At 39.8% G+C, this 24,760-nt stretch carries 24 protein-coding genes; 11 read left to right on the forward strand and 13 right to left on the reverse strand.

What is annotated here, in order from left to right:
* Nucleotides 1-21: 21 nt before the first annotated feature.
* Nucleotides 22-936, reverse strand: a complete 915-nt coding sequence (locus FTU16_RS02555; RefSeq protein WP_180162633.1) for a LysR substrate-binding domain-containing protein — start codon at nt 934-936, stop codon at nt 22-24.
* Between the two features lie 279 nt (nt 937-1,215).
* Between FTU16_RS02555 and FTU16_RS02560 the strand changes: the two genes are divergently transcribed.
* A complete protein-coding gene (locus FTU16_RS02560) occupies nt 1,216-2,127 on the forward strand; it encodes a LysR family transcriptional regulator (protein WP_078188530.1) in 912 nt (303 codons plus the stop codon).
* Between the two features lie 133 nt (nt 2,128-2,260).
* Here the strand turns inward: FTU16_RS02560 and FTU16_RS02565 are convergent, their stop codons facing one another.
* Both FTU16_RS02565 and FTU16_RS02570 read right to left on the reverse strand, forming a co-directional pair.
* A complete protein-coding gene (locus tag FTU16_RS02565; protein ID WP_180162634.1) occupies nt 2,261-3,169 on the reverse strand; it encodes an alpha/beta fold hydrolase in 909 nt (302 codons plus the stop codon).
* A 24-nt stretch (nt 3,170-3,193) separates the two neighbouring features.
* A complete protein-coding gene (locus FTU16_RS02570) occupies nt 3,194-3,733 on the reverse strand; it encodes a PadR family transcriptional regulator (protein ID WP_180022122.1) in 540 nt (179 codons plus the stop codon).
* Between the two features lie 181 nt (nt 3,734-3,914).
* Between FTU16_RS02570 and FTU16_RS02575 the strand changes: the two genes are divergently transcribed.
* The 3 genes from FTU16_RS02575 to FTU16_RS02585 all read left to right on the forward strand — a co-directional run bounded on the left by FTU16_RS02575 (nt 3,915) and on the right by FTU16_RS02585 (nt 7,761).
* Nucleotides 3,915-5,939, forward strand: a complete 2,025-nt coding sequence (locus FTU16_RS02575) for an NADPH-dependent 2,4-dienoyl-CoA reductase (protein ID WP_180022123.1) — start codon at nt 3,915-3,917, stop codon at nt 5,937-5,939.
* 124 nt (nt 5,940-6,063) lie between these two features.
* On the forward strand, nt 6,064-6,468 hold the full coding sequence (locus tag FTU16_RS02580; RefSeq protein ID WP_121532411.1) for a nuclear transport factor 2 family protein: 405 nt from the start codon (nt 6,064-6,066) through the stop codon (nt 6,466-6,468).
* Nucleotides 6,469-6,669: 201 nt separating this feature from the next.
* Complete coding sequence (locus FTU16_RS02585; RefSeq protein ID WP_180162635.1) at nt 6,670-7,761, forward strand: YheT family hydrolase; 1,092 nt, start codon at nt 6,670-6,672, stop codon at nt 7,759-7,761.
* Nucleotides 7,762-7,799: 38 nt separating this feature from the next.
* Here FTU16_RS02585 and FTU16_RS02590 read toward each other — a convergent pair whose 3' ends face one another.
* Both FTU16_RS02590 and dkgB read right to left on the reverse strand, forming a co-directional pair.
* On the reverse strand, nt 7,800-8,975 hold the full coding sequence (locus FTU16_RS02590) for an MFS transporter (protein WP_180026264.1): 1,176 nt from the start codon (nt 8,973-8,975) through the stop codon (nt 7,800-7,802).
* Between the two features lies 1 nt (nt 8,976).
* Nucleotides 8,977-9,783 (reverse strand): 2,5-didehydrogluconate reductase DkgB, encoded by an 807-nt coding sequence (gene dkgB / locus FTU16_RS02595; RefSeq protein ID WP_218955611.1) that lies wholly within the window; start codon nt 9,781-9,783, stop codon nt 8,977-8,979.
* A 108-nt stretch (nt 9,784-9,891) separates the two neighbouring features.
* Between dkgB and FTU16_RS02600 the strand changes: the two genes are divergently transcribed.
* A complete protein-coding gene (locus FTU16_RS02600; RefSeq protein ID WP_180162636.1) occupies nt 9,892-10,776 on the forward strand; it encodes a LysR family transcriptional regulator in 885 nt (294 codons plus the stop codon).
* A gap of 111 nt (nt 10,777-10,887) precedes the next feature.
* Here FTU16_RS02600 and FTU16_RS02605 read toward each other — a convergent pair whose 3' ends face one another.
* Entirely contained in the window at nt 10,888-11,301 is a 414-nt protein-coding gene (locus FTU16_RS02605) for an internalin (RefSeq protein ID WP_180041001.1), read from the reverse strand.
* A gap of 229 nt (nt 11,302-11,530) precedes the next feature.
* Here FTU16_RS02605 and FTU16_RS02610 point away from each other — a divergent pair, with 229 nt between their 5' ends.
* The 6 genes from FTU16_RS02610 to rodA all read left to right on the forward strand — a co-directional run bounded on the left by FTU16_RS02610 (nt 11,531) and on the right by rodA (nt 17,733).
* Nucleotides 11,531-13,171 (forward strand): CTP synthase, encoded by a 1,641-nt coding sequence (locus tag FTU16_RS02610; protein ID WP_078188523.1) that lies wholly within the window; start codon nt 11,531-11,533, stop codon nt 13,169-13,171.
* A 31-nt stretch (nt 13,172-13,202) separates the two neighbouring features.
* Nucleotides 13,203-14,060 carry a 3-deoxy-8-phosphooctulonate synthase gene (gene kdsA / locus FTU16_RS02615; protein WP_078188522.1) on the forward strand — a complete coding sequence of 286 codons (858 nt, stop codon included), beginning with the start codon at nt 13,203-13,205 and terminating at the stop codon, nt 14,058-14,060.
* A 64-nt stretch (nt 14,061-14,124) separates the two neighbouring features.
* On the forward strand, nt 14,125-15,414 hold the full coding sequence (gene eno, locus FTU16_RS02620; protein WP_180162637.1) for a phosphopyruvate hydratase: 1,290 nt from the start codon (nt 14,125-14,127) through the stop codon (nt 15,412-15,414).
* Between the two features lie 16 nt (nt 15,415-15,430).
* A complete protein-coding gene (locus tag FTU16_RS02625) occupies nt 15,431-15,823 on the forward strand; it encodes a septum formation initiator family protein (protein ID WP_078188520.1) in 393 nt (130 codons plus the stop codon).
* The gene (gene ispD, locus FTU16_RS02630) at nt 15,786-16,511 is read left to right on the forward strand and encodes a 2-C-methyl-D-erythritol 4-phosphate cytidylyltransferase (protein ID WP_180114254.1); all 726 of its coding nucleotides are present in this window, start codon (nt 15,786-15,788) and stop codon (nt 16,509-16,511) included. Before FTU16_RS02625 ends, ispD begins: the two co-directional genes overlap by 38 nt.
* Before the next feature lie 85 nt (nt 16,512-16,596).
* Nucleotides 16,597-17,733: a rod shape-determining protein RodA gene (gene rodA / locus FTU16_RS02635; RefSeq protein WP_168378624.1), complete on the forward strand. Its 1,137-nt coding sequence runs from the start codon at nt 16,597-16,599 to the stop codon at nt 17,731-17,733.
* Nucleotides 17,734-18,092: 359 nt separating this feature from the next.
* On the opposite strand, the gene FTU16_RS02640 is transcribed toward rodA, so the two are convergent.
* The 7 genes from FTU16_RS02640 to FTU16_RS02670 all read right to left on the reverse strand — a co-directional run bounded on the left by FTU16_RS02640 (nt 18,093) and on the right by FTU16_RS02670 (nt 24,524).
* Nucleotides 18,093-19,277, reverse strand: coding sequence for a hypothetical protein (locus FTU16_RS02640; RefSeq protein ID WP_180162638.1), 1,185 nt, complete (start codon nt 19,275-19,277; stop codon nt 18,093-18,095).
* Between the two features lie 291 nt (nt 19,278-19,568).
* Nucleotides 19,569-19,871, reverse strand: a complete 303-nt coding sequence (locus FTU16_RS02645; protein ID WP_078188516.1) for a cyd operon YbgE family protein — start codon at nt 19,869-19,871, stop codon at nt 19,569-19,571.
* Nucleotides 19,872-19,874: 3 nt separating this feature from the next.
* A complete protein-coding gene (cydX, locus tag FTU16_RS02650; RefSeq protein ID WP_002120988.1) occupies nt 19,875-19,976 on the reverse strand; it encodes a cytochrome bd-I oxidase subunit CydX in 102 nt (33 codons plus the stop codon).
* A 24-nt stretch (nt 19,977-20,000) separates the two neighbouring features.
* Nucleotides 20,001-21,146, reverse strand: a complete 1,146-nt coding sequence (gene cydB / locus FTU16_RS02655) for a cytochrome d ubiquinol oxidase subunit II (protein WP_078193913.1) — start codon at nt 21,144-21,146, stop codon at nt 20,001-20,003.
* Entirely contained in the window at nt 21,143-22,729 is a 1,587-nt protein-coding gene (locus FTU16_RS02660; protein WP_168378621.1) for a cytochrome ubiquinol oxidase subunit I, read from the reverse strand. Before FTU16_RS02660 ends, cydB begins: the two co-directional genes overlap by 4 nt.
* Nucleotides 22,729-22,920 (reverse strand): cytochrome oxidase putative small subunit CydP, encoded by a 192-nt coding sequence (gene cydP / locus FTU16_RS02665; RefSeq protein WP_078188513.1) that lies wholly within the window; start codon nt 22,918-22,920, stop codon nt 22,729-22,731. The genes FTU16_RS02660 and cydP overlap by 1 nt, the downstream gene beginning before the upstream one ends.
* A gap of 524 nt (nt 22,921-23,444) precedes the next feature.
* Nucleotides 23,445-24,524 carry a porin gene (locus FTU16_RS02670; RefSeq protein ID WP_180005096.1) on the reverse strand — a complete coding sequence of 360 codons (1,080 nt, stop codon included), beginning with the start codon at nt 24,522-24,524 and terminating at the stop codon, nt 23,445-23,447.
* Nucleotides 24,525-24,760: the final 236 nt, after the last annotated feature.

A 24,760-nucleotide genomic window follows, 5' to 3' on the forward strand; every position in this document is an offset into this window, starting at 1 on the left:
CATGGGTAAGCTTTTTTTTGCCTAAAATTTAGCGTGTTCATGTTGGCTGAGTTTTTCAACTAAATAATCAATGAAAACACGTACAGCCGGTAATAAGCCACGACGAGATGGATATACAGCATGGAAAATACCATGTGCAGCTTTCCATTCAGGTAATACATGAACCAAAGCACCTGATTTCACATGATCGGACACAATACTGTCGGGTAATAACACCACGCCACAATCTTGGCAGGCTAGTGCAGCTAACATCGATAGGTCAGAGCCCATTACCGTTGGGTTGACTTTAATTTTTTTCTGATGCTGCTGTGCATCGGTCACAATAATATGTTGATCGAGATGCTCATCCGCCATACTTAATATTTGATGTTGCGATAAATCTTCAGGGTGTTTGAGTTCGCCAAATTTATTCAGATACGCCTGACTGGCAAATAAGTGCTGCTCAATCGTTTCAAATTTACGAATGACTAAATTGGGGTCGTCGTCTAGATTTGAACGTACACGTAGCGCAAGATCGAAGCCTTCATTAATGATATCTACGCGCCGATTGGTCACCATCATTTGCACTTTGATTTCTGGATATTGCTTTAAAAATTCAGGCAATATTTTGGTCATTTCATTTTGCGCGATGGAAACAGGTAAGCTGACTTTAATTAAGCCGCGCGGCTGTGTGCTGAGATGATCAACCAAATCGTGTGCGGCTTGAGCGGCATTCATCATGACTTGTGCATGGCGATAGATATTCATACCAATATCTGTAACAGCAAAATGTCGTGAGCTACGCTGAATTAGGCGGACACCTAAACGTTCTTCTAAGTTATAGACCCGACGACTCAGTTTTGATTTTGGAATATCTGTTGCACGTTCTGCTGCACTAAAACCACCATGTTCGACCACTTGGGCAAAACAATAAAAATCATCTAGATCACTCAGCACTATTCTTATTCCATATTTGCAACGATTTTGCTAATTAACTTGAATTGTTTCATGAAGTCAATCACGTTTTGTAGTTTTTCATGTGAGAAGATTGAGCAAAATTGCCAAGACTAAAGTCGGGTTAACCTTGTAATCGTTTCACATTAGCATGACCAAACAATAAATGTGGTGTATACATCTTTTAAATAACCGAATTTGAAGGATGTGATTTGAGTGTCGTCCTGATATATTCAAATAAAAGACCATTATGAAAGAAATTCGACATTAAAGGACAATGTCATGGAATTAAGACATTTACGTTACTTTGTCGCCGTTGTAGAAGAACAGAGTTTTACGAAGGCTGCTGAAAAGCTATTTATTGCTCAACCTCCTTTAAGTCGTCAAATTCAAAATTTAGAAGAAGAGTTGGGTGCGCAGCTTTTTGAGCGTGGCAGCCGTCCTTTAAGAACCACCACCATCGGCCGTTTCTTTTATCAGCAAGCCGTGAAATTACTCTCCAATGCAGAAGAAATTAAGCTCATTACGCAGCGGGCCAGTGCCACTGAACGTACTATTAATATTGGCTATGGCGGTTCGTTACTCTGTGGTTTATTACCTCGAATTGTTTATTTGTTCCGTCAGCAATATCCACACTTAAATGTAAATTTAATTGAACTGAGTGCAGTCGATCAGATTCAGGCATTAAAAGAAGGTCGGGTTGATGCATGTTTTAGCCGAGTTCGTGTGTCGGATCAGGCGGTTAAACGTGTGCTATTACGAGAAGAGCCACTAATTGTTGCGGTGCATTCGAGTCATCCTTTATCTTCACAGCAGCAGATTGCATTAAATAATCTCAAAGATGAGCAGATTTTTATCTATCCAGCAACGGATGGTCAAAGTTATGCAACGCTAATCAAGTCGTTGTTTTTAGAATATGGTATGGAGCCGAAACGCTTTAACACTCAAGCAGATTTGCAGCAATCACTAGGCATGGTTGCCGCAGGCGAAGGCATTTGTATTGTTCCTGAATCTGTACAAATTATGCAGTTTAGGCATGTGAATTATGTGAAATTATCGGATAGTGCGGCCATTAGCCAAATTTACTTGATCGTGCGGAATGATGATGAAGGGGAATTGGCGCGTCCTTTATTTGACTGTGTTTACCAAGTGTATGACTTAGAAGCAATTGAATATGATCGTCGAGTTTTCTAACACTTGTTTTAACATTAAAAACAATTTGATTTTGAAATTAATTTTTAAGTTACCTATTAAGTAAAACCATCCTGTATATAAAAAACAGGCTCAATCTTGAAAAGTATTGAGCCTATTTTTTTATTCAGTCTTATTAGAGCGCTTGTTTTAAGAACTTGGTGAGTTCACGGCTGAATTTGACCGGTTCACTGAGCAATGGCGTGTGTCCCGATTTTTTAAAAATAATCTGCTCTGCATTGGCTAGGCTGTCAGCAATAATTTTTTGACCTTGAGCAGGATAGAGGATCGATTTTGCCCCTGTGAAAAAAGTTGTTGGCGCGGTGAGTGCTGCAATGGCTTCACGATAATCTTCAGTATGGTTCAAATAATTTTGAATATACCAATATAAATACGCCACACTTTGTGAGGGTAACATCAGCTTCTGTAAAGTTGGTTGTTGGTATGCAATACGGAAAGCGGATAATGCATAAGGATTGCTATTTTGTAAGTCTATGAACCTTAACCAAGCGTCGACCAGACCTTGACGGTCATGTTTATTCATCTGCTGTGCAAATGGCACAGAGAGGTTGATTGCAAGTACCTTCGAGATGTCTTCTAAAATACTTAAAAACTCAGTGTGGCGTTTGCCATATAAACCATATTGCCAATCAGCATCTACTCGTATTTTAGGCGTTTGATCGATGTGCAAATAACGTTTAATTTTTTCAGCAAACTGACCGTATTTTAAACCATGCATGGTGGTTGTTGCCCCCATGGAGTAGGCAATCACCGTGAGTTTATCGTAACCGAGCTGGGAAACTAAGCTGTCAATATCTCGCCAATGGCTTGAAATGGTGTCCATATTTGGAATTTGACAAAGTTTAGAGCCGCCAAATCCACGCCAGTCTGGAATGATAAATTTAAAATGCTTTCGGTGTTGATATAGAAAAGGGTGCAATTGCCAACTTTGCATGCCCAGTCCAGATAAAACCAGAATGGGTTCTCCTTGACCATATTCACGAACATACAGTTGTTGCTGATCGGGCATTGTATAGTGTGGCATGCGGCTTCCTATTTATTTTTTGTTTTAGCGATTAAACTTATGCAACTGTGGAATGATGGTTTCAAGCCATTTGATCCAACCGATTTCCAAATCAATCCCAAGCTGTAAAATCATTTTATGAATGTACAAAGTACGGTCTTCATCATGCGCATGTGCAAAGTCTTTTGCAAAAATAGACTGGTACACTTTTAGTTTTTCTTTGTGAATTTCAAGATGGCGCTCTAATTCGGGTAATACGCCATTTGTACCCAGCTGAGCTTCTGCACGTAAACGAACCATCAACTCTTCACGTAATTGAGCCGGAGGGCTTTGCTCAACCATCCAATTGGCTAATTCAACACGTCCAAGTTGTTCAACTTGGTAGGTTTTTTTACGGGTTGTGCTGTGCTCATCTTCAATAGTGCTGATCCAGCCTTTTTGCTGCATGCCACTGAGTTCACGGTAGATTTGCTGATGTGTCGCATTCCAAAAAAAGCCCATAGAGCGGTCAAAACGGCGTGCAAGGTCGATTCCTGTACTCGGTTTTTCAAGTAAGCTCGTGAGTAAAACATGGGCTAAAGACATATATGGCTCAGTCAAAATAGTTTTGTACTTTTTATTATGCAACATGTTGCATAAAAATCAAATCTCGCATATAAATTAGTGCAACAAGTTGCAAAAATCTTGTATACGTAGATGGAAATAGAAAGCTCGTATACAAGCGAAGATAAAAATAGCCAGCTTTTCAGCACGCTAAGGAGAAAAAATGTCAAATTATCCAAATTTATTGGCACCACTAGATTTAGGTTTTACAACGCTAAAGAACCGTGTATTGATGGGTTCTATGCATATCGGTTTGGAAGAAGCACCGGGTGGTTATGAACGCATGGCAGCTTTTTATGCAGAGCGTGCGAAAGGCGGTGTAGGTCTGATTGTAACCGGTGGTATTTCTCCCAATGATGATGGTGTGACATTTGCTGGTGGTTCAAAATTAGACTCTTTAGAAGAAGCGGAAAAGCATAAAGTGATTACGCAGGCGGTACATGATGCTGGCGGTAAAATTGCGATGCAGATTTTGCATACAGGCCGCTACTCGTATCAGGCCAATAATGTTGCACCTTCATCTATTCAAGCACCAATTAACCCTGTAAAACCGCAAGCTTTAAGCACAGCAGACGTCGAACGCACGATCAATGACTTTGCTCGATGTGCTCAGTTAGCACAGACAGCGGGTTATGACGGTGTAGAGGTCATGGGGTCAGAAGGTTATTTAATTAATGAGTTTATTGCTGCACGTACCAACCACCGTGATGATGAATGGGGCGGCAGTTATGAAAACCGTATTCGTTTTCCAATCGAGATCGTGCGTCGTACGCGTGAATTAGTCGGTGAAAATTTTATTATTATTTATCGTCTTTCTATGTTGGATTTGGTTGAAGGCGGTTCGACTTTCGAAGAAGTTGTGCAACTTGCAAAAGCCATTGAAAAAGCTGGTGCAACCATTATCAATACCGGTATTGGTTGGCATGAAGCGCGTATTCCGACCATTGCAACCAAAGTGCCACGTGCTGCATTTACATGGGTGACTAAGAAATTAAAAGGTATTGTGAATGTTCCTTTAATCACCTCAAACCGTATTAACACTCCTGAAATGGCTGAGCACGTACTTGCTTCGGGTGATGCAGATATGGTGTCCATGGCACGTCCAATGCTGGCTGACCCACGTTTTGTGGAAAAAGCAGAACAAGGTCGTAGTGATGAAATTAATACCTGTATTGGTTGTAACCAAGCCTGCCTAGATCATATTTTCTCAATGAAAATTGCAACATGTTTGGTTAACCCTCAAGCCTGCTATGAAACTGAACTGATATTTAAAGAATCTGCACAGGTGAAAAATATCGCTGTGATTGGTGCGGGACCTGCGGGTTTAAGCTTTGCAACTTATGCAGCAGAGCGTGGCCATAACATAACTATTTTTGAAGCTTCGAGCCAAATTGGTGGGCAGTTTAATATTGCGAAAACGATTCCTGGTAAAGAAGAGTTTTATGAAACGCTGCGTTATTTCAAACGTAAAATAGAACTATTGCCTCAGATTAAATTGGTATTGAACCATACAGCAACCTATGAAGAATTAGCTCAGTCTGATTTTGATGACATCGTGGTGGCGACGGGTGTAACACCGCGTCAGTTAGATATAGATGGTATTGATCATCCAAAAGTATTGAGTTATTTACAAGTTTTACGTGAGCGTCAACCAGTTGGCAAACGTGTAGCGATCATTGGTGCAGGCGGTATTGGTTTCGATACGGCTGAATATTTAACGCATGAAGGTGAAAGCGGTAGCCTCAATCCTGAGAAATTTTATGATGAATGGGGAATTGATACCACTTATGCGCAAGTCGGTGGCTTGAAACATCCAGACGTCGAAGAATCGCCGCGTGAAGTGTATTTATTGCAACGTAAGGCTAAATCGGTTGGTGCTGGCTTAGGTAAAACCACGGGTTGGATTCACCGTACAGGTTTGAAACACCGCGATGTGAAAATGATTGCGGGTGCAAGCTACGACAAAATTGATGATCAAGGTTTGCATATTACCGTTGATGGTCAATCACGTATTTTAGATGTTGATCATGTGGTGATTTGTGCAGGTCAGGAATCCTATACCGCGATGTATGAACAGCTACAAGCAGATGGGAAAAATGTGCATTTGATTGGTGGTGCGAAAGAAGCTGGTGAGTTAGATGCTAAACGTGCCATTCGTCAAGGTGCAGATTTGGCTGCGGTGATTTAATCAGCCTCATACTTAACCACGACAACTACATTCAATTTAATATGCAGTTGTCGTGCTTCCTCTCCATTTTGAGAGGAGTTTGAGGATAGGGAAATGATTTATCAACAAAAAAAAGGACATAAACATGACGATTGAAACAACAAAAAAATCTGTTGCACGTTGGCACGAAATGCTCGACACACGGGATATGAATATTTTAAATGAACTCTTGGCAGAGGATGTGGTGTTTCGTTCACCCGTCGCGTTTAACCCATATCCGGGTAAGCCTGTAGTAACTTTTATTTTGACCAATGTGATTCAAATTTTTGAAAATTTTACTTACCACCGTGAGTTTTATAGTGAGGATGGCCTCAATGTTGTACTTGAGTTTTCTGCCAATGTTGGCGAGAAAAAGTTAAAAGGGATCGACATGATTCAGTTTAATGAACAAGGACAGATGATTGATTTTGAAGTCATGCTCCGTCCAAAAAGTGGGTTAGAAGCATTGGCGGCGAAAATGGGTGAGCGCATTATGCAATATCAGCCTTAAATCTGCTGATTTTAAATGCTCAACTCAGGATGATAAAAAGCATGATGGATATTGTCATGCTTTTTGCTTATGAGGCTTAAGCAAACAAATATTGCTAGCTAGATACGGTTTTTTAGATGCGGTTTTTTATGGACATTGTCTGCCAAAGTGAAAAGATGGAAATGATTTGCTGTAGTGCGAAGCGAGGTGAAGGTAGGGTCAATGAATAATGTGATGCATAAAGGGCGTCAGGCTCTTTTAAATTTTGTAGATCATGCAATCGGTGCAGAATTACCACAGCTTTATTATCATCCTGAAGGGCAAATGAAACATGTGCTGCCGAAGTTAAAGCAACTACATGAAAAATATCGCCCTACGCCTTGGCTGTCGAATACCCACGCACATTTACTATATTTTGATGTCATTAAAAAGCGTCAAGTGAAGCTTAAATATGATGCTATAGAGCAGCTAACCATGGCTGATGGTGGAATCACAGCCATTGCATGGTTGGGCTTAGATTTACCTGCGGATGTGCCAACTGTGGTACTCATGCATACGATTACGGGAACGCCTGAAAGTATGCGAGAAGTGGTTCGGGATCTTCATCTATATACAGGTTGGCGCATTGCACTGTGTTTAAGACGCGGTCATGCCAATTTACCTATGCCAGTTGCCAAAATAAATTTATTTGGCTCAACAGATGACTTACGTGAACAGATTGCCTGTATTCAGCAGAAATTTCCCGAATCGAGTTTGTATGGCGTCGGTTCATCTGCCGGAACGGGGCTATTGGTCCGCTATTTAGGAGAGCAAGGTGAGGAAACACCACTTAAAGCGGCTTTTGCTTTATGTCCGGGCTATGATACTGAGCTTGGCTTTAAAAATGTACATCCTTTTTACAGTAAAATGATGACCAAGAAGCTCTTTCAGAAATTTGTAGAACCCTATTCTGCAACATGGTCAACAACACCATCTTTAATAGAAGTCCTAAAAAGTAAAGATCTGGCGCAGTTTGAGCGTGCTTATTTCCAAATGGCTGGTTTTGCCGATTATGAAAGTTATGCAAAATCTACCAATCCAATTTATGTATTTGAAAATCTTAAAATTCCATTGATGATTTTAAATGCCGAAGATGACCCTGTTTGCCACATTCAAAACTTTGAACCCTATAAAGAATTAATCCGTTCTTTGCCGAATGTTGTGGTGGTAACCACCAAAAAAGGCAGTCACTGTGGTTATTATGAAGGTTTAGTGGAAACCCATTCATGGGCAACCAAATTGATGGCAGATTTTTTAAAGTTATATGCGAACTAAAAAATAGCCTACTTTGGGTAGGCTATTTTAAGTGTGTGTTACTCAGCTTGTGCGCAACATGCAGATGTTTGAGGTTTAAGCTTCATCTGTATCAATACTAAAATCAACGCTATAGCGCTCAGTGTAGCGCCTGCATAAGACACTGCAGCATAGCTTAGGTTGAGATTTAGCACTGCGGCACCTGCAACAGCGCCCAAAGCATTTCCAAGATTAAATGCACCAATATTCACTGAAGAAGCGAGGCCTGGTGCATCGTGAGCTACTGTCATAACATGCATTTGTAAAGGTGGTACGACGGCAAAGGCTGCTGCTCCCCAGATGATTAATGCAATCGCCGCGCCAATGGTGGTTGTTGCTAAAATTGGAAATAACAGCATCATCAGCATGAGTAAGACTAAAAAGCCAATCAAGGTTTTATCTAAGGATTGATCTGCGAACTTACCACCGAAATGGTTACCAATTGAAAATCCGATCCCGATTAAGACCAACATGAAAGTGATAAGTTCGGGGCTTGCATGAGTAAAGACTTTTAAGCTTGGTGCGATATAGGTATAGAGCGAGAACATAGCTCCAGCACTCATGACCGTGGTGAGCAGTGCTAAAACAACAGGCATGCGTGTTAATACTTTTAACTCTGCTCGTACATCCGGTTTTTCGGTCTGTTGCTGATGGGGCAGTGCTTTCCATAATGCCAACATGGTGATGATGCCAAGTAAGGTGATGGCCGCAAAAGACATACGCCAACCGATATTTTGCCCCACCCATGTTGCGAGTGGCACGCCGCCAATATTGGCAATGGTCAAGCCCATAAACATCATAGCAACGGCACTGGCTTGTTTATCTTTTGGAACAACACTTGCTGCGACGACAGAGCCTAAGCCAAAAAAGGCGCCGTGGTTCAAACTCGTCACTAAACGCGCAGCCATTAAACCTAAATAATCTGGCGCAACTGTGGCAAGCAGATTACCAAGGGTGAAAATTGTCATTAATAACATGAGTGATGTACGTTTTGGAAAACGTGCTAACCATAAGGTCATCAATGGGGCACCAATCATGACGCCAACGGCATAGGCACTAATCAGTAAGCCCGCTTGAGGAATAGATACCGATAAATCTGCTGCGATTTCAGGCAAAAAACCCATCGGTGAAAATTCTGTTGTGCCAATTGCAAAAGCACCTACGGCTAATGCAATTAATGGAAAATTGAATTTCATATTAAATATCCCACACTGGAGCAAGTTCAGGTGGGTTCACTTCACGCGCATTTCTGTCTAGTGTGGTAATGGCCTGCATCTGTTCTGGTGTTAAATGAATCTCTTGAGCTTTTAAATTACTGATTAAATGTTCACGTTTGGTTGATGATGGAATCACGGCATAACCTTTTTGCAGTGCCCATGCGAGTGCAATTTGGGCCGAAGTGACTTGGTGTTCGGCCGCAATATTTAACAGGGTTGGGTCTTGCAAAACTTTGCCATAAGCCAAGGTCATATAGGATGTGGCATCTATATTGTTCGTTTGCAGATAATTGACCAATTTTTGATTTTGCAAATATGGACTAAGTTCAATTTGATTGGTTGCAATATTTTCTAGCCCGATGTGATCAATGGCTTGTTGAGTGAGCTCAATATTAAAATTAGATACACCAATATGTTCAGTCAAACCTTGTTTTTTTGCTTCAAGTAAATGTCCCATTAATTCAGGAATATCGACTCCTAGAGCAGGTGCTGGCCAATGAATAAGTGTGAGGTTAACTGCATCAGTCCTCAATTTAATTAAACTGTCTTTTAGACTGGGTATTAGTTTGTCGGCAGCATAATTTTCAGTCCAAATTTTCGTGGTTAAGAAAATATCAGCTCGATTGACCTGACTTTCATGGAGTGCTTGGCCTACTTCTGCTTCATTAGCGTAAATTTGTGCGGTGTCTACAGCACGATATCCTACCTCTAAGGCTGTTTTAACTGAATGAATGACAGTTTCACCTGCCAAACGGAAGGTACCGACACCAAATTGGGGAACAATCATCAGGAATTCTCTTTTTTGAATTGATGCTATTGTGCTGCTAATTTTAATGAAGAAAAATGCATGAATTTGGAATATATTATTGATTAAAAATCACGAATCGAATAAGCAATGAAATCGACAATTGAGGAGCTGCAGGCTTTTACTGTTATTGTAGATAGCGGCTCTATTATTAAAGCAGCAGAAAGACTGGATCAAACAGCATCTGGTGTAAGCCGCGCATTACAGCGTCTGGAATCTAAATTAAATGTAACCCTGTTGGAACGAACAACCCGCAAAATTAAGCTGACGCAGGAGGGGCAATTATTTTTAGCTAAAACACGGCGGATATTGAATGATTTGAGCGAAGCGGAAGATTCCCTGCTGAAATTAGATGCAGATATATCGGGTTTGGTGCGAGTCGATTCTGCGATTTCGTTTATTCTGCATATGATCGTTCCCTTGATTCCAGAATTTAATGCGCGTTATCCGCATATACAGATTGAATTGGTGAATCATGATCAAGTGATTGACTTATTAGAGCATAAAGCGGATGTCGCAATTCGCTTTGGGAAATTAAACGACTCCAGTTTGCATGCAAAACTCATCTATAAGAGTCGACTGTGTTTGGTGGCGAGTCCTGAATATCTTAAGCAGCATGGACGTCCGCAAAATGCTGATGAGCTAACCGCACATGCTTTACTTGGATTTAGTCAAATTACCCATATGAATACTTGGCCGATCCAAGTCGCAGGGAAGCCTTTGACAATCCGACCAAACATTAAGGCATCAAATGGTGAAACGTTACGCGAGCTTGCGATTCATGGGATGGGCATCGCTTGTCTTTCGATTTTTATGTTAGAAAAAGATATTGCAGAAGGGCGATTGGTACAACTTTTAGACGATCAAATTGAGCCACATGAACAGCTTATTCATGCTGTCTATTATCAACAAGAGCATTTACCGAAACGTGTTCGTTTATTTATTGAATATTTAGCTGAAAAATTACAAGAATAGTTGTGAGAAAAACTGTGCATCGTTTTGTGCAGCTTTTTATATACATATAAACAATAAAAAACCCGACAATTGCCGGGTTTTTTTGATCATTGGTTTGATAAAACTTCGATCTTAGTTCTCTAAAGCAGGTGTTGCAGCAGCAATGGCAGCAGCCACGGCGTCATCTTCAGACTGAGCAGAACCTGAGTTTTGTTTAGGTTGAGCAGCTTGTGCAGGTTTTTCTGCAGCTTTAGGTGCTTCTGCTTTTGGAGCTGGAGCTTCTGCAGGAGGAGTAGGTTCACGACGAATTTCAGTTGTTGTATTCGGTGTTTCTTCACGAATCACTTCAACTTGCTGTTGAGTCGTTTCTTCAACAACGGGTTGTTCTTCAACTGGTTCTAATTGTGTAGGTACAGATGCTGTTGGTTCAGATGCTGCAACTTCAACCTGTTCCTGTTCTTCTTCTTTTGGTGCTTCTTTTTTTACACATGCTGTAAGAAGTAGACCTGTTGCGATTGCACCGCAGATTAAAAGTTTCTTATTCATAATTACACAAAACAAAAAAGTGTGGATTGGATAAATGCATTATAACAGCAAATAAGAATATAGAAATGATAAGAACTTACTCTAAATTTTTATGATAATTGCTGTTACAATAGCCAATTGTTAATTGTTCTATGAATTGATGCGGAATGACTTTGCTTTCTTGGTACAGAGTAAAGTAAAATCGCACAACATTGTAGGCCAATTTAGGCTCCATTGTACGAGAAACTTAATGACCCATTTTATTTTCGTTACTGGTGGTGTTGTATCATCACTAGGTAAAGGTATTTCAGCTGCATCAGTGGCTGCGCTTTTAGAAGCCCGTGGTTTAAAAGTAACCATGGTAAAAATGGATCCATACATTAATGTCGATCCAGGGACTATGAGTCCATTCCAACACGGTGAAGTTTTTGTCACAGAGGATGGTGCTGAAACTGACTTAGACTTGGGTTATTACGAACGTTTCTTGCGTCGTGCGAAAATGACCAAACTGAACAACTTTACTTCAGGACGAGTGTACCAAGATGTCTTGAATAAAGAACGTCGTGGTGACTACCTCGGTGGTACAGTTCAAGTTATTCCACATATTACTGACAATATTAAAGAACGTGTTCTTCGCGCAGGTGAAGGCTATGACGTTGCGATCGTTGAGATCGGCGGTACAGTAGGTGACATTGAATCTCTCCCATTCATGGAATCTGTACGTCAACTTATGGTCGAACTAGGTCATAAGCGAACAATGTTAATGCACTTAACTTTACTCCCATACATTAAGTCAGCTGCTGAATTAAAAACTAAACCAACTCAACACTCTGTAAAAGAGCTTTTGTCGATTGGTATTCAACCAGACATCCTGATCTGCCGTACAGAGCATGATGTTGATGCTGACACTACACGTAAAATTGCGTTATTTACGAACGTTGAAGCGCGTGCAGTTGTGGTATGTAAAGATGCGCGTTCAATTTACCAAATTCCACGTACTTTCTATGAACAAAACGTTGATGATTTAATCTGCGAACGTTTTGGTTATAACGATCTTCCAGAAGCTGATCTTACAGACTGGGATAACGTTGTAGATGCATTACTGAACCCTGAATATACAGTTCGTGTAGCGATGGTTGGTAAATACGTTGAACTTCCAGATGCATACAAATCTGTAAACGAAGCACTTTTACATGCGGGTATTCAAAACCGTGTGAAAGTTCAAATCGATTACGTCAATGCAGAAGAACTTGAAAGCCAAGATGTAAACGACGTATTAAAAGACGCGGATGCAATCTTAGTTCCAGGTGGTTTTGGTGAACGTGGTACAGAAGGCAAAATGAAAGCGATTCGTTTTGCACGTGAAAACGGTGTACCGTTCCTCGGCATCTGTTTAGGTATGCAGTTGGCTGTGATCGAATATGCGCGCAACGTTGCGGGTATTAGCGATGCAACTTCAACTGAATTTAACCGTTCTACAAAATCACCATTGATTGGTCTAATCACTGAATGGTTAGATGAGCGCGGCGAAGTTCAACAACGTAATGCAGATTCTGACTTAGGCGGCACAATGCGTCTGGGTGCTCAAAAATCTGAATTGGTTGCAGGTACAAAAACTGCACAAGTTTACGGTTCTGAAGAGATCGTTGAACGTCATCGTCACCGTTATGAAATGAACAACCGTTATATCCCAGTGCTTGAAGAAAAAGGCATGAAGATTTCAGGTTATTCTCCAGTACAGCGTCTTGTTGAAACTGTTGAAATTCCTGAACATCCTTGGTTTATTGCTGTACAATTCCATCCGGAATTTACAAGTTCACCACGTGATGGACACCCATTATTCGCAGGCTTTATTGATGCTGCTAAAAAGCAGTACCAAAAAGCGAAATAATGTGTTTTTGACTAAACCAGGAAGAGTTTAAATGTCACAATTAAAACCACAGGAAATTGTACGTTTAGGTGATATACAAATGGCAAATCATTTGCCATTTGTACTATTCGGCGGCATGAACGTACTTGAGTCAAAAGACCTTGCTTTTGAAATTGCTGAAACCTATGTGGATATCTGCAAACGCTTGGATATTCCGTATGTGTTTAAAGCAAGTTTTGATAAAGCCAATCGTTCAAGCTTGAACTCTTTCCGTGGCCCAGGCCTGGAAAAAGGAATCGAGTGGTTAGCTGACATAAAAAAACACTTTAATGTGCCGATTATTACTGACGTACATGAACCATATCAAGCTGCGCCTGTTGCTGAAGTTGCGGATATTATCCAGCTTCCTGCATTTTTAAGCCGTCAAACTGACCTTGTTGAAGCGATGGCGAAAACTGATGCCATCATCAACATTAAAAAAGCACAGTTCCTCGCACCACACGAAATGCGTCATATTTTGCATAAGTGTTTGGAAGCAGGGAATGACAAACTGATTCTTTGTGAACGTGGTTCAGCATTTGGTTACAATAATTTAGTTGTAGACATGTTGGGCTTTGACATCATGAAAGAAATGAATGTCCCTGTGTTCTTTGATGTTACGCATGCGCTTCAAACGCCGGGTGGTCGTGCGGATTCTGCAGGTGGTCGTCGTGCGCAAATCACTACATTGGCACGTGCAGGTATGGCGACTGGTTTAGCAGGATTGTTCTTAGAAGCTCATCCAGATCCAGAAAATGCCAAATGTGACGGTCCATGTGCGCTACGCATGTCACAGTTGGAACCTTTCTTGGCACAGTTAAAAGAGCTCGATACCTTAGTTAAAGGTTTCGCAAAGTTAGACACACACTAATTCGATACACATTGATGCGTCACTTTTGACGCATCATTTTTATTAATCAACTGAGGAATTGTTCATGAGTCAAATCGTTGACATTCGTGCACGTGAAATTTTGGACTCTCGTGGTAACCCTACCATCGAAGCAGACGTAACCTTAGCCTCTGGCGTTGTAGGCCGTGCATGTGCACCATCTGGTGCTTCAACTGGTTCTCGTGAAGCTTTAGAACTTCGTGACGGCGACAAAGCTCGTTACTTAGGTAAAGGCGTTAAAACTGCGGTTAACAACGTTAACACAGTAATTCGTGATGCATTGTTGGGTAAATCAGTATTCGAACAAAAAGACATTGATAACACAATGATCGCGCTTGACGGTACTGAAAACAAAGAAAAATTAGGTGCGAACGCAACTTTAGCGGTATCGCTAGCTGCTGCACGCGCTGCTGCTGACGAAAAGAAAATTCCACTTTTCCAATACATCGCAGACCTTCGTAATAACAGCATTTTGACTATGCCTGTTCCAATGATGAACATCCTAAATGGTGGTTCACATGCAGACAACAACGTAGATATTCAAGAATTTATGATTGAGCCAGTAGGCTTCACTTCATTCTCTGAGGCTTTACGTGCTGGTGCTGAAATTTTCCATTCTTTAAAATCAGTTTTAAAGAAACAAGGTTTAAATACTGCAGTTGGTGATGAAGGCGGTTTTGCACCGAACCTTCGTTCTAACGAAGAAGCAATTACAGTAATTCTTGAAGCAATTGAAAAAACTGGCTACAAAGCTGGTTCAGACATTATGCTTGCGCTTGACTGTGCATCTTCAGAATTCTACAAAGATGGTCAATACATCCTTGCAGGTGAAGGCAATAAAGCATTCACAAGCAACCAATTTGCTGACTACCTTGCTGGTTTTGCAAAACAATACCCAATCATTTCAATTGAAGATGGTTTAGACGAGTCTGATTGGGAAGGTTGGTCTTACCTTACTTCAATCCTTGGTGACAAAATCCAATTGGTTGGTGATGACCTATTCGTTACGAATCCTAAGATTCTTCAACGTGGTATCAACGAAAAAGTGGGTAACTCTATTCTGATCAAGTACAACCAAATCGGTACGTTGACTGAAACTCTAGATGCAATCTATCTTGCGAAAGCAAATGGTTACACTACAGTAATTTCACACCGTTCTGGTGAAACTGAAGATTCAACTATTGCAGATCTTGCAGTGGGTACAGCAGCGGGTCAAATCAAAACTGGTTCACTTTGCCGTTCTGACCGTGTAGCGAAATATAACCAATTACTTCGTATTGAAGAATTGACTAATGCTGCATATCGCGGTAAAGCTGAGTTCAAAGGTTTGAACTAAGCAGATCATGCTATCTATGTTAAATGTATTTGACTCCAAAGCGAGTAAAGCATTGTTGGGCCTTGCGATCTTTTTGATCGCAGGGTTTCAATATTTATACTGGTTCGGTGAAGGTGGTTATCATCAACATCAACAACTGAGTCAGAAAATACAACAACAAGTCGAACTCAATGACGAATTAAAAGAACGAAATCGCGTGCTTGCCGCTGAAGTATACGATTTAAAAAATGGCGTTGAAGCTATTGAAGAGCATGCTCGTCTAGATTTAGGTTTAATTAAACCGCATGAGACTTTCGTACAAATGAGTACGATCAGTACTCAGTACAAACCAATTTATATTGACCCAAACGCAAAAGTAGACCTACGTACCAATGAGTCAGAACCAGCCGAACTTCCACCCGAACCTTAAATTGTGGGCCATTATTCCTGCTGCTGGTTCAGGAAGTCGATTTTCTAAAACTGAACTAAAACAATATCAAAACATTGCGGGTCTAACTGTGCTTGATCACACAGTTGCACGTCTCAACCAATTGCCTTTAACAGGCTATATATTGGCTATAGGCGAGCAAGATAATGTTGCGCAGACCTTGGCACTCACTAATCAAGATAAGGCACATTTTTGTTTAGGTGGTGCAGAGCGTGTGCATTCTGTACTCAATGCATTGCAATATCTATCTTCGATTGCCAATGATGATGATTGGGTGTTTGTTCATGATGCAGCACGACCATGTGTCTCACAGTTGTGTTTAGAAAATTTAGTTCAATCGGCAGTAAATTCTGAGCAAAGTGCGATTCTCGCCATTCCCGTACGCGATACCTTAAAGCGAGTTGAAACGGCGCCACTTATATCAACAACGGTAGATCGTTCAACTTTATGGCAAGCGCAGACACCACAAATTGCCAAATTGGGTGTGCTTAAAAATGCCATTGAACAAGCGCTTGCCGCTGGTGCGACCATCACAGATGAAGCAAGTGCCTTAGAATTTGTCGGTGAGCATGTCAATGTCGTGCAAGGTCGTTCGGACAATATTAAAATTACCTATCCTGATGACTTGGAATTGGCACGTTTAATTTTAGCGTCTCAAGTTAATAGATGATTATTTCAAGGAATATTTAAGGGACAGTGATTTTTACTGTCGCTTTAATCTATAATTCCCGCATCCTTTTTAGATCTGTTTCGCAATGATCCCTTCTCAACAGTATCGTTTTTTACGTCAGTCATTACGTGATGGCCGCAGTATAAAACACGATTCTTCTCGATGGGCTAAACTTCATTTAGACCCGTGGTTACTTTGCTTCTTGGTACTCAATGCAATATTGGGGCTGATGGTTGTCTATAGTGCGACCGCAGAAGATTCGGGAATGGTGCTACGCCAAGCCACAAGTTTTGGTGTGGGCTTTATTGTGATGTTGATCTGCGCGCAAATTCCACCCAAAGTTTACCAATCTATGAGTCCGTACTTATACGCCATCGGTATATTTTTACTGTTGTTGGTTTTGGTCATTGGTGAAAAAAGGATGGGGGCGAAACGCTGGATTAGCTTGCCGGGTATCGGTAGTATGCAGCCGAGTGAGTTTATGAAATTTGCCATGCCACTCATGATGGCGTGGTATTTTGCGCGAAAACCATTTCCACCGAAATTTTTACAAATCGTCGGGGCATTAATTTTATTATTGATTCCATTTGCATTGGTCGCTTTACAGCCTGATTTGAATATCGGTTTGATTATTCCGGGTATTTTTGTTTTATTTTTAAGTGGTATGTCTTGGCGTTTAATTGCAGCTGCTTTAACCGCCTTTGCGATTGCAGCACCTGTACTCTGGATGTTCTTTCTGCAGGAATATCAGAAAAAACGTGTACTGACGTTATTTGACCCTGAATCTGACGCGCTTGGTGCAGGTTGGAACATTATTCAGTCTAAAATTGCCATTGGTTCAGGCGGGTTAATGGGCAAGGGTTATACCGAAGGGACACAGTCGCACTTGGGTTATCTACCAGAGCATCATACTGACTTTATTATGTCGACTTATGCTGAAGAATTTGGCTTTATTGGTGTATTCCTTTTATTTAGTTTGTTTACAGCAATTATTGTTCGCTGTTTGATTATTGGACTAAATTCCTTCCATAATTTTGGACGACTTTATGCAGGGGCGATGGGCTTAACCTTCTTTTTCTTTGTGTTTTTGAACTCAGGTATGGTTAGCGGTATTTTGCCTGTAACAGGCGATCCATTGCCTTTGATGAGTTATGGGGGTACAGCAGTCATATCCATGCTTGCAGGTATGGGGATTGTGATGTCGATTCATACGCATCGTTAAACAGAATAGACAACATTAAGCCGGATTTATATCCGGTTTTTTTATGGGTTGGGTTTATAGATTTAAAAATTGGCTATTTAAGTAACCACTAAATGTCTCAAGCTGCATAAAAGTACCATCTCGTAGGATAGTACTTTTATGCATAGTTTTAGGTTGATCTAGCAAAGGTAATTGGAAGTATTTTGTGTAACGTGTATTGTGTTGATTTTTCCTTTAAAATAAATGGATCTAAAGTAAAATTTTTCTTAAGATCCATTCGGTTGATCTTTAAAAACAGAATGTAATTCAGTTAGAAAAGGGATAAAATATAAAAATACTACTATATATTTAATAGAATACTTAAAATAGTTGCCTGTATTTTAGATAAGTCCAATCTTTTTTAATTTTCGAATAATTTTTCGATAATAAAAAAACTTAACTTTACTCACTATTTTATTAGGAATTTTAACACCTTTTTCTTTTGCCAGTTCAATTAGACTTTGTGCAAAAATATCTTTTTTTGAATCTTGAATAAGTTGTGCAATATAAAAACCTTTCACTTTTTTATACTTTTTAATATCAAAGATATTTTCATATTTATTTAGATTTCCTAAAAGATCTAAAGCAAACAGAGTTCTTAGGCATTTATTGCAAGTTGAACAATTTTCATGTGTATCATCACCACTTACACATACATTTAAATATCTATACGTTGGCTCGTAGTTTGATATATCTATTATTTTGTCAATACGTGAGTACGCAGCACCCTCTTGATAAAACTCTGTACTTTCTGTTGATAATAAAGGTAATAAAATAGGATCACAATAAATACCAATACTTTTATCTCTATATTTTTTTGAGAAAGTTATAATCTGATTGTAATTAAATCCAGCAGATGCATAATAATATTTTGAAAAATGTTTTTGTAGTACTAGGACACCGGCACAGCCTGTCAAAGTATGTGTCTTTTCATGCCCCCAAGGATGAAAAGTGTGTAAATTAGAATCTATAGGTATGTAATCAAGATTTACTTCTTTTGGATAGTTTTTAAGGTGGTTATGTCTTTGCAAATATTTTACCTTCGCATTTTCCTCCTTACTGCCATGAGAACCTACATTTAAAAATAAAAGTGTATTTACTCTTAAACCTATATCGTTTTGTTTAACAAATAGCTCATGTATCGCATTAAAAGAGTCTACACCACCAGAAAATCCTGTACCGATACCTGTATTATCAAAAAATTGTTCACTTAGTTCCTTTGCACTAACTTTTATTTTTTTAGCAGTAGGGCAAAATGAAATGAGTAATGGAATGACATATTTATTTATGTTAAAAATTAATTTTTTAGACACAATGCCATCAATATAAAGATCTTCTCCACACATCATTGCTGGAAAAAGCATCCCTACAAGAAATGCGTCCATTTGAGTGGTACAAACATGTTGTTCATACAATTCAGGTACAGAAAACCAAAGATTTTTAGATCCTAAGGCACTACTTTCTATAGTGGATGATAATATTAATTTATCGTTTTGGTGAGTAATATCAACGCTTTTAATATACATTTTTTTACGCTAAATATAAAGTAGCTGAATTTTATAATTTTTTATTTTTATTTACAAATAAATGTTCGCTATTTATCCCATCAGCGTATTAATAACCTTTTTATATCCATTGAGCATAACGGCGATTATACAAACTATAAAGTATACTACTAAGATCGAAATATTTGTTTATTTACCTGTGGGCTTTAATTTCCATTAAATAAAATATGAACGCTCACTATTTACTTAAAGTGGTTTCGATGGCTTAAATCTAAAAAAAGCCCTCAATTGAGGGCTTTTTTTAGATATTAATTAATGTAGGAACCATGTGTAGTAGCCCCACAACATAAGTGGCCAAGCGAGGAAGGGGCTAAAAAGCCATTTCCAGAACCAATGGTGTGGTGTAAAACCCACACCATGCACAAAACCACCTGAAATACCTATCATGATGAACATCAGCGCTCGATGGCTATATCCACCATTGTCATCCAGCATGGCAGCAGGATGTACAAGTAACACGGCTGCCAAAGGAAAAGCTAACAGGCAGGAAATGACCATTGCAAATTTATTTGGCTTCTTTTCTACAAGTGATTTTTCTACAGCAGCATCAGTCATTTGTTATTCCTCATCTAGATCTTGATGATGTTCGATGTAAAGCGCACTGAGTACACCTGCAAAACATGCCATCAAAATACCGAGAATCCAAGCAAAATACCACATCGTCTTTTCTCCTTAGACACAGCCTTAGTATAGGCTGTGTGAATTCTCTTCAATATGTTTGTTAGTGACCACGCCCCACATCTTGTAGTAACACCAAGTTGTGTAGCACAGGATAATTGGGACAAAAATACACGCGGCAACTGTCATCACAGTCAGGGTATTTTTACTTGAAACCGCATCCCACATAGTCAAACTTACAGTTGGGTTGATGCTGGAAGGCATAAGGAAAGGGAACAATGCAAAACCAGCAGTTAAGATTGCACCAATGACTGCCAAGCTTGAACCAAGGAAGCTGAAACCGGCTTTACCTTTACCTGCGGCAAGGATAATGATCAAAGCACCTAAAATTGCCATGATTGGCGCAATCATAGTAATAGGATAAATACTATAATTGTTCATCCAACCTGGGTTGGCATTGGTGATCACTTCTTTAGCCAATGGGTTAGCAACGCCATTCGTGTCAAACGGTTGCGCTAATGTGTAGCCTTGGATATTACCGAAGTATAACCATGCGCCTGCCAGTAAGAAGCAAACTAAGAATACGATACCCATAAGCTGGGTTGCTTTTGCAGAGCGTGCGCGTAGGTCGCCGTCTGTACGAAGCATGAGCCATGCACCACCGTGTGCGCAAAGCATAGATAAACTCACGATACCGCAAACTAAAGCGAATGGGTTAAGCAGCGCAAAGAAACTACCTGTATAAGTCGAGCGAACAGTTTCGTCCATAGTGAATGGAACACCGAGGAACATATTACCAAACGCAACACCAAATACGAGGGCAGGAACTGCACCACCAATTGCTAAACCCCAATCCCAAGAATTACGCCACTTGGTATTTTCAAGTTTAGAACGGTAATCAAAACCGACTGGACGTAAGAAGAGGGCGAAGAGTACCAGTAACAGCGCCCAATACATGCCTGAGAATGCAGTTGCATATACCATTGGCCATGCTGCAAACAGTGCACCACCGGCAGTAATAAACCAAACTTGGTTACCGTCCCAGTGTGGGGCAATCGTATTGATTGCCGCACGACGTTCTTCGTCTTTTTTACCTACGAATGGCATGATCGCCATTGAGCCCATATCGAAGCCATCGGTGAGGGCGAAGCCGATCAGTAGGACACCGACTAAAACCCACCAAATGATTTTGAGTAATTCATATTCGATCATGCTTGAGCCTCCTCATTTGCCTTTTTTGCAGCTTCAAGTTTCTCGAAGTGGTATTTACCAGTATGTAGAGAACTTGGGCCAAGGCGTGAGAATTTAATCATTAAGTACATTTCAATGATCAGCAGTACAGTGTAGAACGCTGCCAATGCAAGGATAGAACCCCATACATCACCTGTACTTAAGCTAGACGCTGAAAGATGTGTAGGTAGAACTTCACCGATAGTCCAAGGTTGACGACCAACTTCGGCAACATACCAACCTGTTTGTGCAGCAATCCAAGGTAATGGTAGAGCAAACAAAGCAAATTTTAATAACCAAGGTTTGTTTTCTGCATTACGTTTACCGACAGCAAAGGTAGCAAGTACGAACAGAAGGAGCATTAAGAAACCAGAAGCAACCATTGCACGGAATGCCCAGAACAAGCTTGGAACATGTGGAATAGTGTCTTTTGCAGCAGCTTTGATTTGATCATCAGAAGCATCGACAACTTTGTCTGTGTATTTTTTCAGAAGCAAACCATAACCCAAGTCTTTTTGAGACTCAGCAAATGCTGCTTTAAGTTCAGGAGAAGTATCGCCTGCACGAAGTTGTTCTAACTGTGAGTAAGCCACCATACCGTTACGAATACGTGCTTCGTGTTGAACGATCAGGTCTTTAATACCTGTTACTTCTTTGTCAGTTGAACGTGTTGCAATAATCCCCATGACATAAGGAATTTTGATCGCGTAGTCAGTAGACATGGTTTCTTTATTTGGAATACCAAACAAAGTAAATGGCGCTGGAGCTGGGTGAGTGTCCCATTCCGCTTCAATTGCAGCAAGTTTAGTTTTTTGTACATCACCAATTTCATAACCAGATTCATCACCTAGTAAGATCACTGAAAGTGTAGAAGCTAAACCAAAGATAGCAGCGATAGCGAATGAACGACGCGCAAATGGCAAGTCACGCTTTTTCAATAAGTAGTAACTTGAAATTGCCAGTACGAAAATAGCACCAGTCACATAACCTGCAGATACGGTATGTACGAATTTAACCTGAGCCACAGGGTTGAAAATCAATGCACCGAAGTCCACCATTTCCATACGCATAGTTTCATAGTTAAATGCGGAACCGACAGGGTTTTGCATCCAACCATTGGCCACTAAAATCCATAGTGCGGACATGTTCGAGCCAAGTGCAACCAACCAAGTGACAGCCAAATGCTGAACTTTAGATAGGCGATCCCAGCCGAAGAAGAATAAACCAATAAATGTTGATTCAAGGAAGAATGCCATCAGACCTTCAATGGCTAATGGTGCACCGAAAATATCACCGACATAGTGTGAGTAATACGCCCAGTTAGTACCGAACTGAAACTCCATGGTCAAACCAGTAGTAACACCTAAAGCGAAGTTAATACCGAAGAGTTTTCCCCAGAATTTAGTCATGTCTTTATAAATTTCTTTGCCAGAAATCACATAGGTGGTTTCCATAATGGCAAGAATAAAAGCCAGACCTAAAGTCAGTGGAACAAAAATAAAGTGATACATCGCGGTCATTGCAAATTGGAACCGCGAAAGATCGACCACGCTTTCAGAAATCATCAACGTGTCTCCTTGATTTGGGAAGGACTGCCAGCAATATGCTCGGCAACTTGATTGTCAAAGTTTTTAGGGATAGTAGGGGCGTCGAACCAGATGTTCTTAATGATCATTAAAATAATCACTTTAATTATTAGTATTGCGGTTATTTCTCTGACCACACGACGATTTAAATCTTTGAATTTTAAGCTCATGGAGATAAGCCTATTCTTTAAACTTGTACTATATTATTAACAAATATATACAAAAAGCAAATAGGTTGAACAGTTAAAATAAAAATATATTATTAAGTAATTTAAATACAATTACTTATATTACTTATTAGTTAAAAAATAAACTAATTTTTTATTTTAAATACTTGACTAAAACACTTGTGTTTAATTATTTTAAATCCGACTAAAACGCTTATATTTATGTTTTAAATTCTGACTAATTTACTATATTTACTAAAAGTTATATTGTTAATAATGAGAATCTTTATTGAATGAATAAGATTTGTATTTATTATTTTTAAGTTTGGCTAAATAAATCCGTTGTTGATGTGGTGCTAGTAAACGATCGTTATACGGATGATATTGAATAGGCGTGTCTAGTTTTTTTTAATTGTTTTTATAAACCACTGATAAATGATGAAATTAGCTTATTTTAGTTCTGAGACATTTTATTTGAGTAAAAAAAAGACATACCGGAGTATGTCTTTTGGGGGAGATATTGCAGCTTAGAAGTCGTAACGTAGACCAAGAGAAAGTGCAGTTGCATTTTCATCACCGATCCCTGCGATACCGTTACCGAAGCTACGACCTTCTTTCCAAGGGTTAAGTTTAGAGTTTTTGTCGTTAAGCACAGTTGCTAGGTTGCCATATACGCGTAAAGTGCTATCTAACTTATGTTCTACACCCACACCGATCAAGCTTGCATTGGCATCATCAGCATCTACGTCACGGTAGAAGTATTCACCGCGTACTGAGGTTTTAGGCGTTACTTTATATTCGCCAGTTACACCAAAAACTTGAGCATCTGGGTTGGCTGTATCGTTGTCGTGTTTCGCAATTTGGTATAAAGCACCCAAGTTAAATTCTTCAGTTAACTTATATGCACCGGCAATACGGAATGCATCTCGACTTGCGCCACCTGCTGCGTTTGCTGCATTTTCATCATACTTTTCGTATGCTGCTGCAAAATCAATTGGGCCTTCTTTATAAGTTAGAGCAAGGTCATAGGCTTTGTTATCATCTTTGCCTTCGCCATCTGCGTCACGGTCAATTTGTGTACCTGAATGCATAGACATTGCAGCTAATACATTGAAACCACCGCCAAATTTTGGAGATTTATATTCAATGGTGTTTTCATTACGTTCATCAAATTTTAAGTTGCCTACACGTGTTACGTTACGAACGTCACCAACCATGTCACCGAAGAAGTTCACAGGGCTACGAGCGACTTTAAATGGGCTGTCAAAACGACCTACACGTGCTTGACCATAAGTTGAACTTTTTAAACCCACGAAGGTGTCACGTGTTGAAAAATCTACGCCTTTGCTGTCTTGGCTACCGCTTGCAAAGTTTACTTCTTGCTCAATTTGAGCGAATACGTTGAGGTCATCATTAATTTTTTGATCTACTTTGAAGCCTAAGCGTGAAGCATTAGAAGAAAGACCAACTTCGTTGTAATCTTTACCATCATCTAGATAGTCAAGAGAGACATGTGCACGGCCATAAATTTTTACATCTGCAGCAGATGCCATCATTGGTGTAAGAATTGTTGCCCCGATTGCTAATGCACATAGAGTTTTTTTCATTTGAAGCTCCAGAAGACTTTTCCAGTCATATCAATATGTTTTATCAGTAGCTTGGCTAGAAGTAATTTCGCTATCTAATGGCGCTAAGTATTCATTACAAATAAGACAGTTCTATTAAGGAAATATTTCAAAACGGTGAAAGGTGATTTTTGGTTTAAATTGTATTTTTATTTATAAAGATTGATATTTATTAAATATTTATAGTTATTTTTAAATATTAAATTTTGCAGTTAAAA

The sequence above is a fragment of the Acinetobacter sp. YH12069 genome, from assembly GCF_013419675.1.
GTDB classification, from domain to species: domain Bacteria; phylum Pseudomonadota; class Gammaproteobacteria; order Pseudomonadales; family Moraxellaceae; genus Acinetobacter; species Acinetobacter amyesii.

Bases quoted from the DNA above. Each gene is read 5' to 3' on its own strand.
- FTU16_RS02585 (WP_180162635.1), top strand. From the start codon at position 6,670: ATGAATAATGTGATGCATAAAGGGCGTCAGGCTCTTTTAAATTTTGTA.
- FTU16_RS02565 (WP_180162634.1), bottom strand. From the start codon at position 3,169: ATGCCACACTATACAATGCCCGATCAGCAACAACTGTATGTTCGTGAA.
- kdsA (WP_078188522.1), top strand. From the start codon at position 13,203: ATGTCACAATTAAAACCACAGGAAATTGTACGTTTAGGTGATATACAA.
- FTU16_RS02645 (WP_078188516.1), bottom strand. From the start codon at position 19,871: ATGACTGATGCTGCTGTAGAAAAATCACTTGTAGAAAAGAAGCCAAAT.
- FTU16_RS02625 (WP_078188520.1), top strand. From the start codon at position 15,431: ATGTTAAATGTATTTGACTCCAAAGCGAGTAAAGCATTGTTGGGCCTT.
- FTU16_RS02640 (WP_180162638.1), bottom strand. From the start codon at position 19,277: ATGTATATTAAAAGCGTTGATATTACTCACCAAAACGATAAATTAATA.
- rodA (WP_168378624.1), top strand. From the start codon at position 16,597: ATGATCCCTTCTCAACAGTATCGTTTTTTACGTCAGTCATTACGTGAT.
- cydX (WP_002120988.1), bottom strand. From the start codon at position 19,976: ATGTGGTATTTTGCTTGGATTCTCGGTATTTTGATGGCATGTTTTGCA.
- FTU16_RS02580 (WP_121532411.1), top strand. From the start codon at position 6,064: ATGACGATTGAAACAACAAAAAAATCTGTTGCACGTTGGCACGAAATG.
- FTU16_RS02660 (WP_168378621.1), bottom strand. From the start codon at position 22,729: ATGATTTCTGAAAGCGTGGTCGATCTTTCGCGGTTCCAATTTGCAATG.
- FTU16_RS02610 (WP_078188523.1), top strand. From the start codon at position 11,531: ATGACCCATTTTATTTTCGTTACTGGTGGTGTTGTATCATCACTAGGT.
- FTU16_RS02670 (WP_180005096.1), bottom strand. From the start codon at position 24,524: ATGAAAAAAACTCTATGTGCATTAGCAATCGGGGCAACAATTCTTACA.
- cydP (WP_078188513.1), bottom strand. From the start codon at position 22,920: ATGAGCTTAAAATTCAAAGATTTAAATCGTCGTGTGGTCAGAGAAATA.
- FTU16_RS02575 (WP_180022123.1), top strand. From the start codon at position 3,915: ATGTCAAATTATCCAAATTTATTGGCACCACTAGATTTAGGTTTTACA.
- FTU16_RS02590 (WP_180026264.1), bottom strand. From the start codon at position 8,975: ATGAAATTCAATTTTCCATTAATTGCATTAGCCGTAGGTGCTTTTGCA.
- FTU16_RS02560 (WP_078188530.1), top strand. From the start codon at position 1,216: ATGGAATTAAGACATTTACGTTACTTTGTCGCCGTTGTAGAAGAACAG.
- ispD (WP_180114254.1), top strand. From the start codon at position 15,786: ATGAGTCAGAACCAGCCGAACTTCCACCCGAACCTTAAATTGTGGGCC.
- FTU16_RS02570 (WP_180022122.1), bottom strand. From the start codon at position 3,733: ATGTCTTTAGCCCATGTTTTACTCACGAGCTTACTTGAAAAACCGAGT.
- FTU16_RS02600 (WP_180162636.1), top strand. From the start codon at position 9,892: ATGAAATCGACAATTGAGGAGCTGCAGGCTTTTACTGTTATTGTAGAT.
- FTU16_RS02605 (WP_180041001.1), bottom strand. From the start codon at position 11,301: ATGAATAAGAAACTTTTAATCTGCGGTGCAATCGCAACAGGTCTACTT.
- dkgB (WP_218955611.1), bottom strand. From the start codon at position 9,783: ATGATTGTTCCCCAATTTGGTGTCGGTACCTTCCGTTTGGCAGGTGAA.
- eno (WP_180162637.1), top strand. From the start codon at position 14,125: ATGAGTCAAATCGTTGACATTCGTGCACGTGAAATTTTGGACTCTCGT.
- cydB (WP_078193913.1), bottom strand. From the start codon at position 21,146: ATGATCGAATATGAATTACTCAAAATCATTTGGTGGGTTTTAGTCGGT.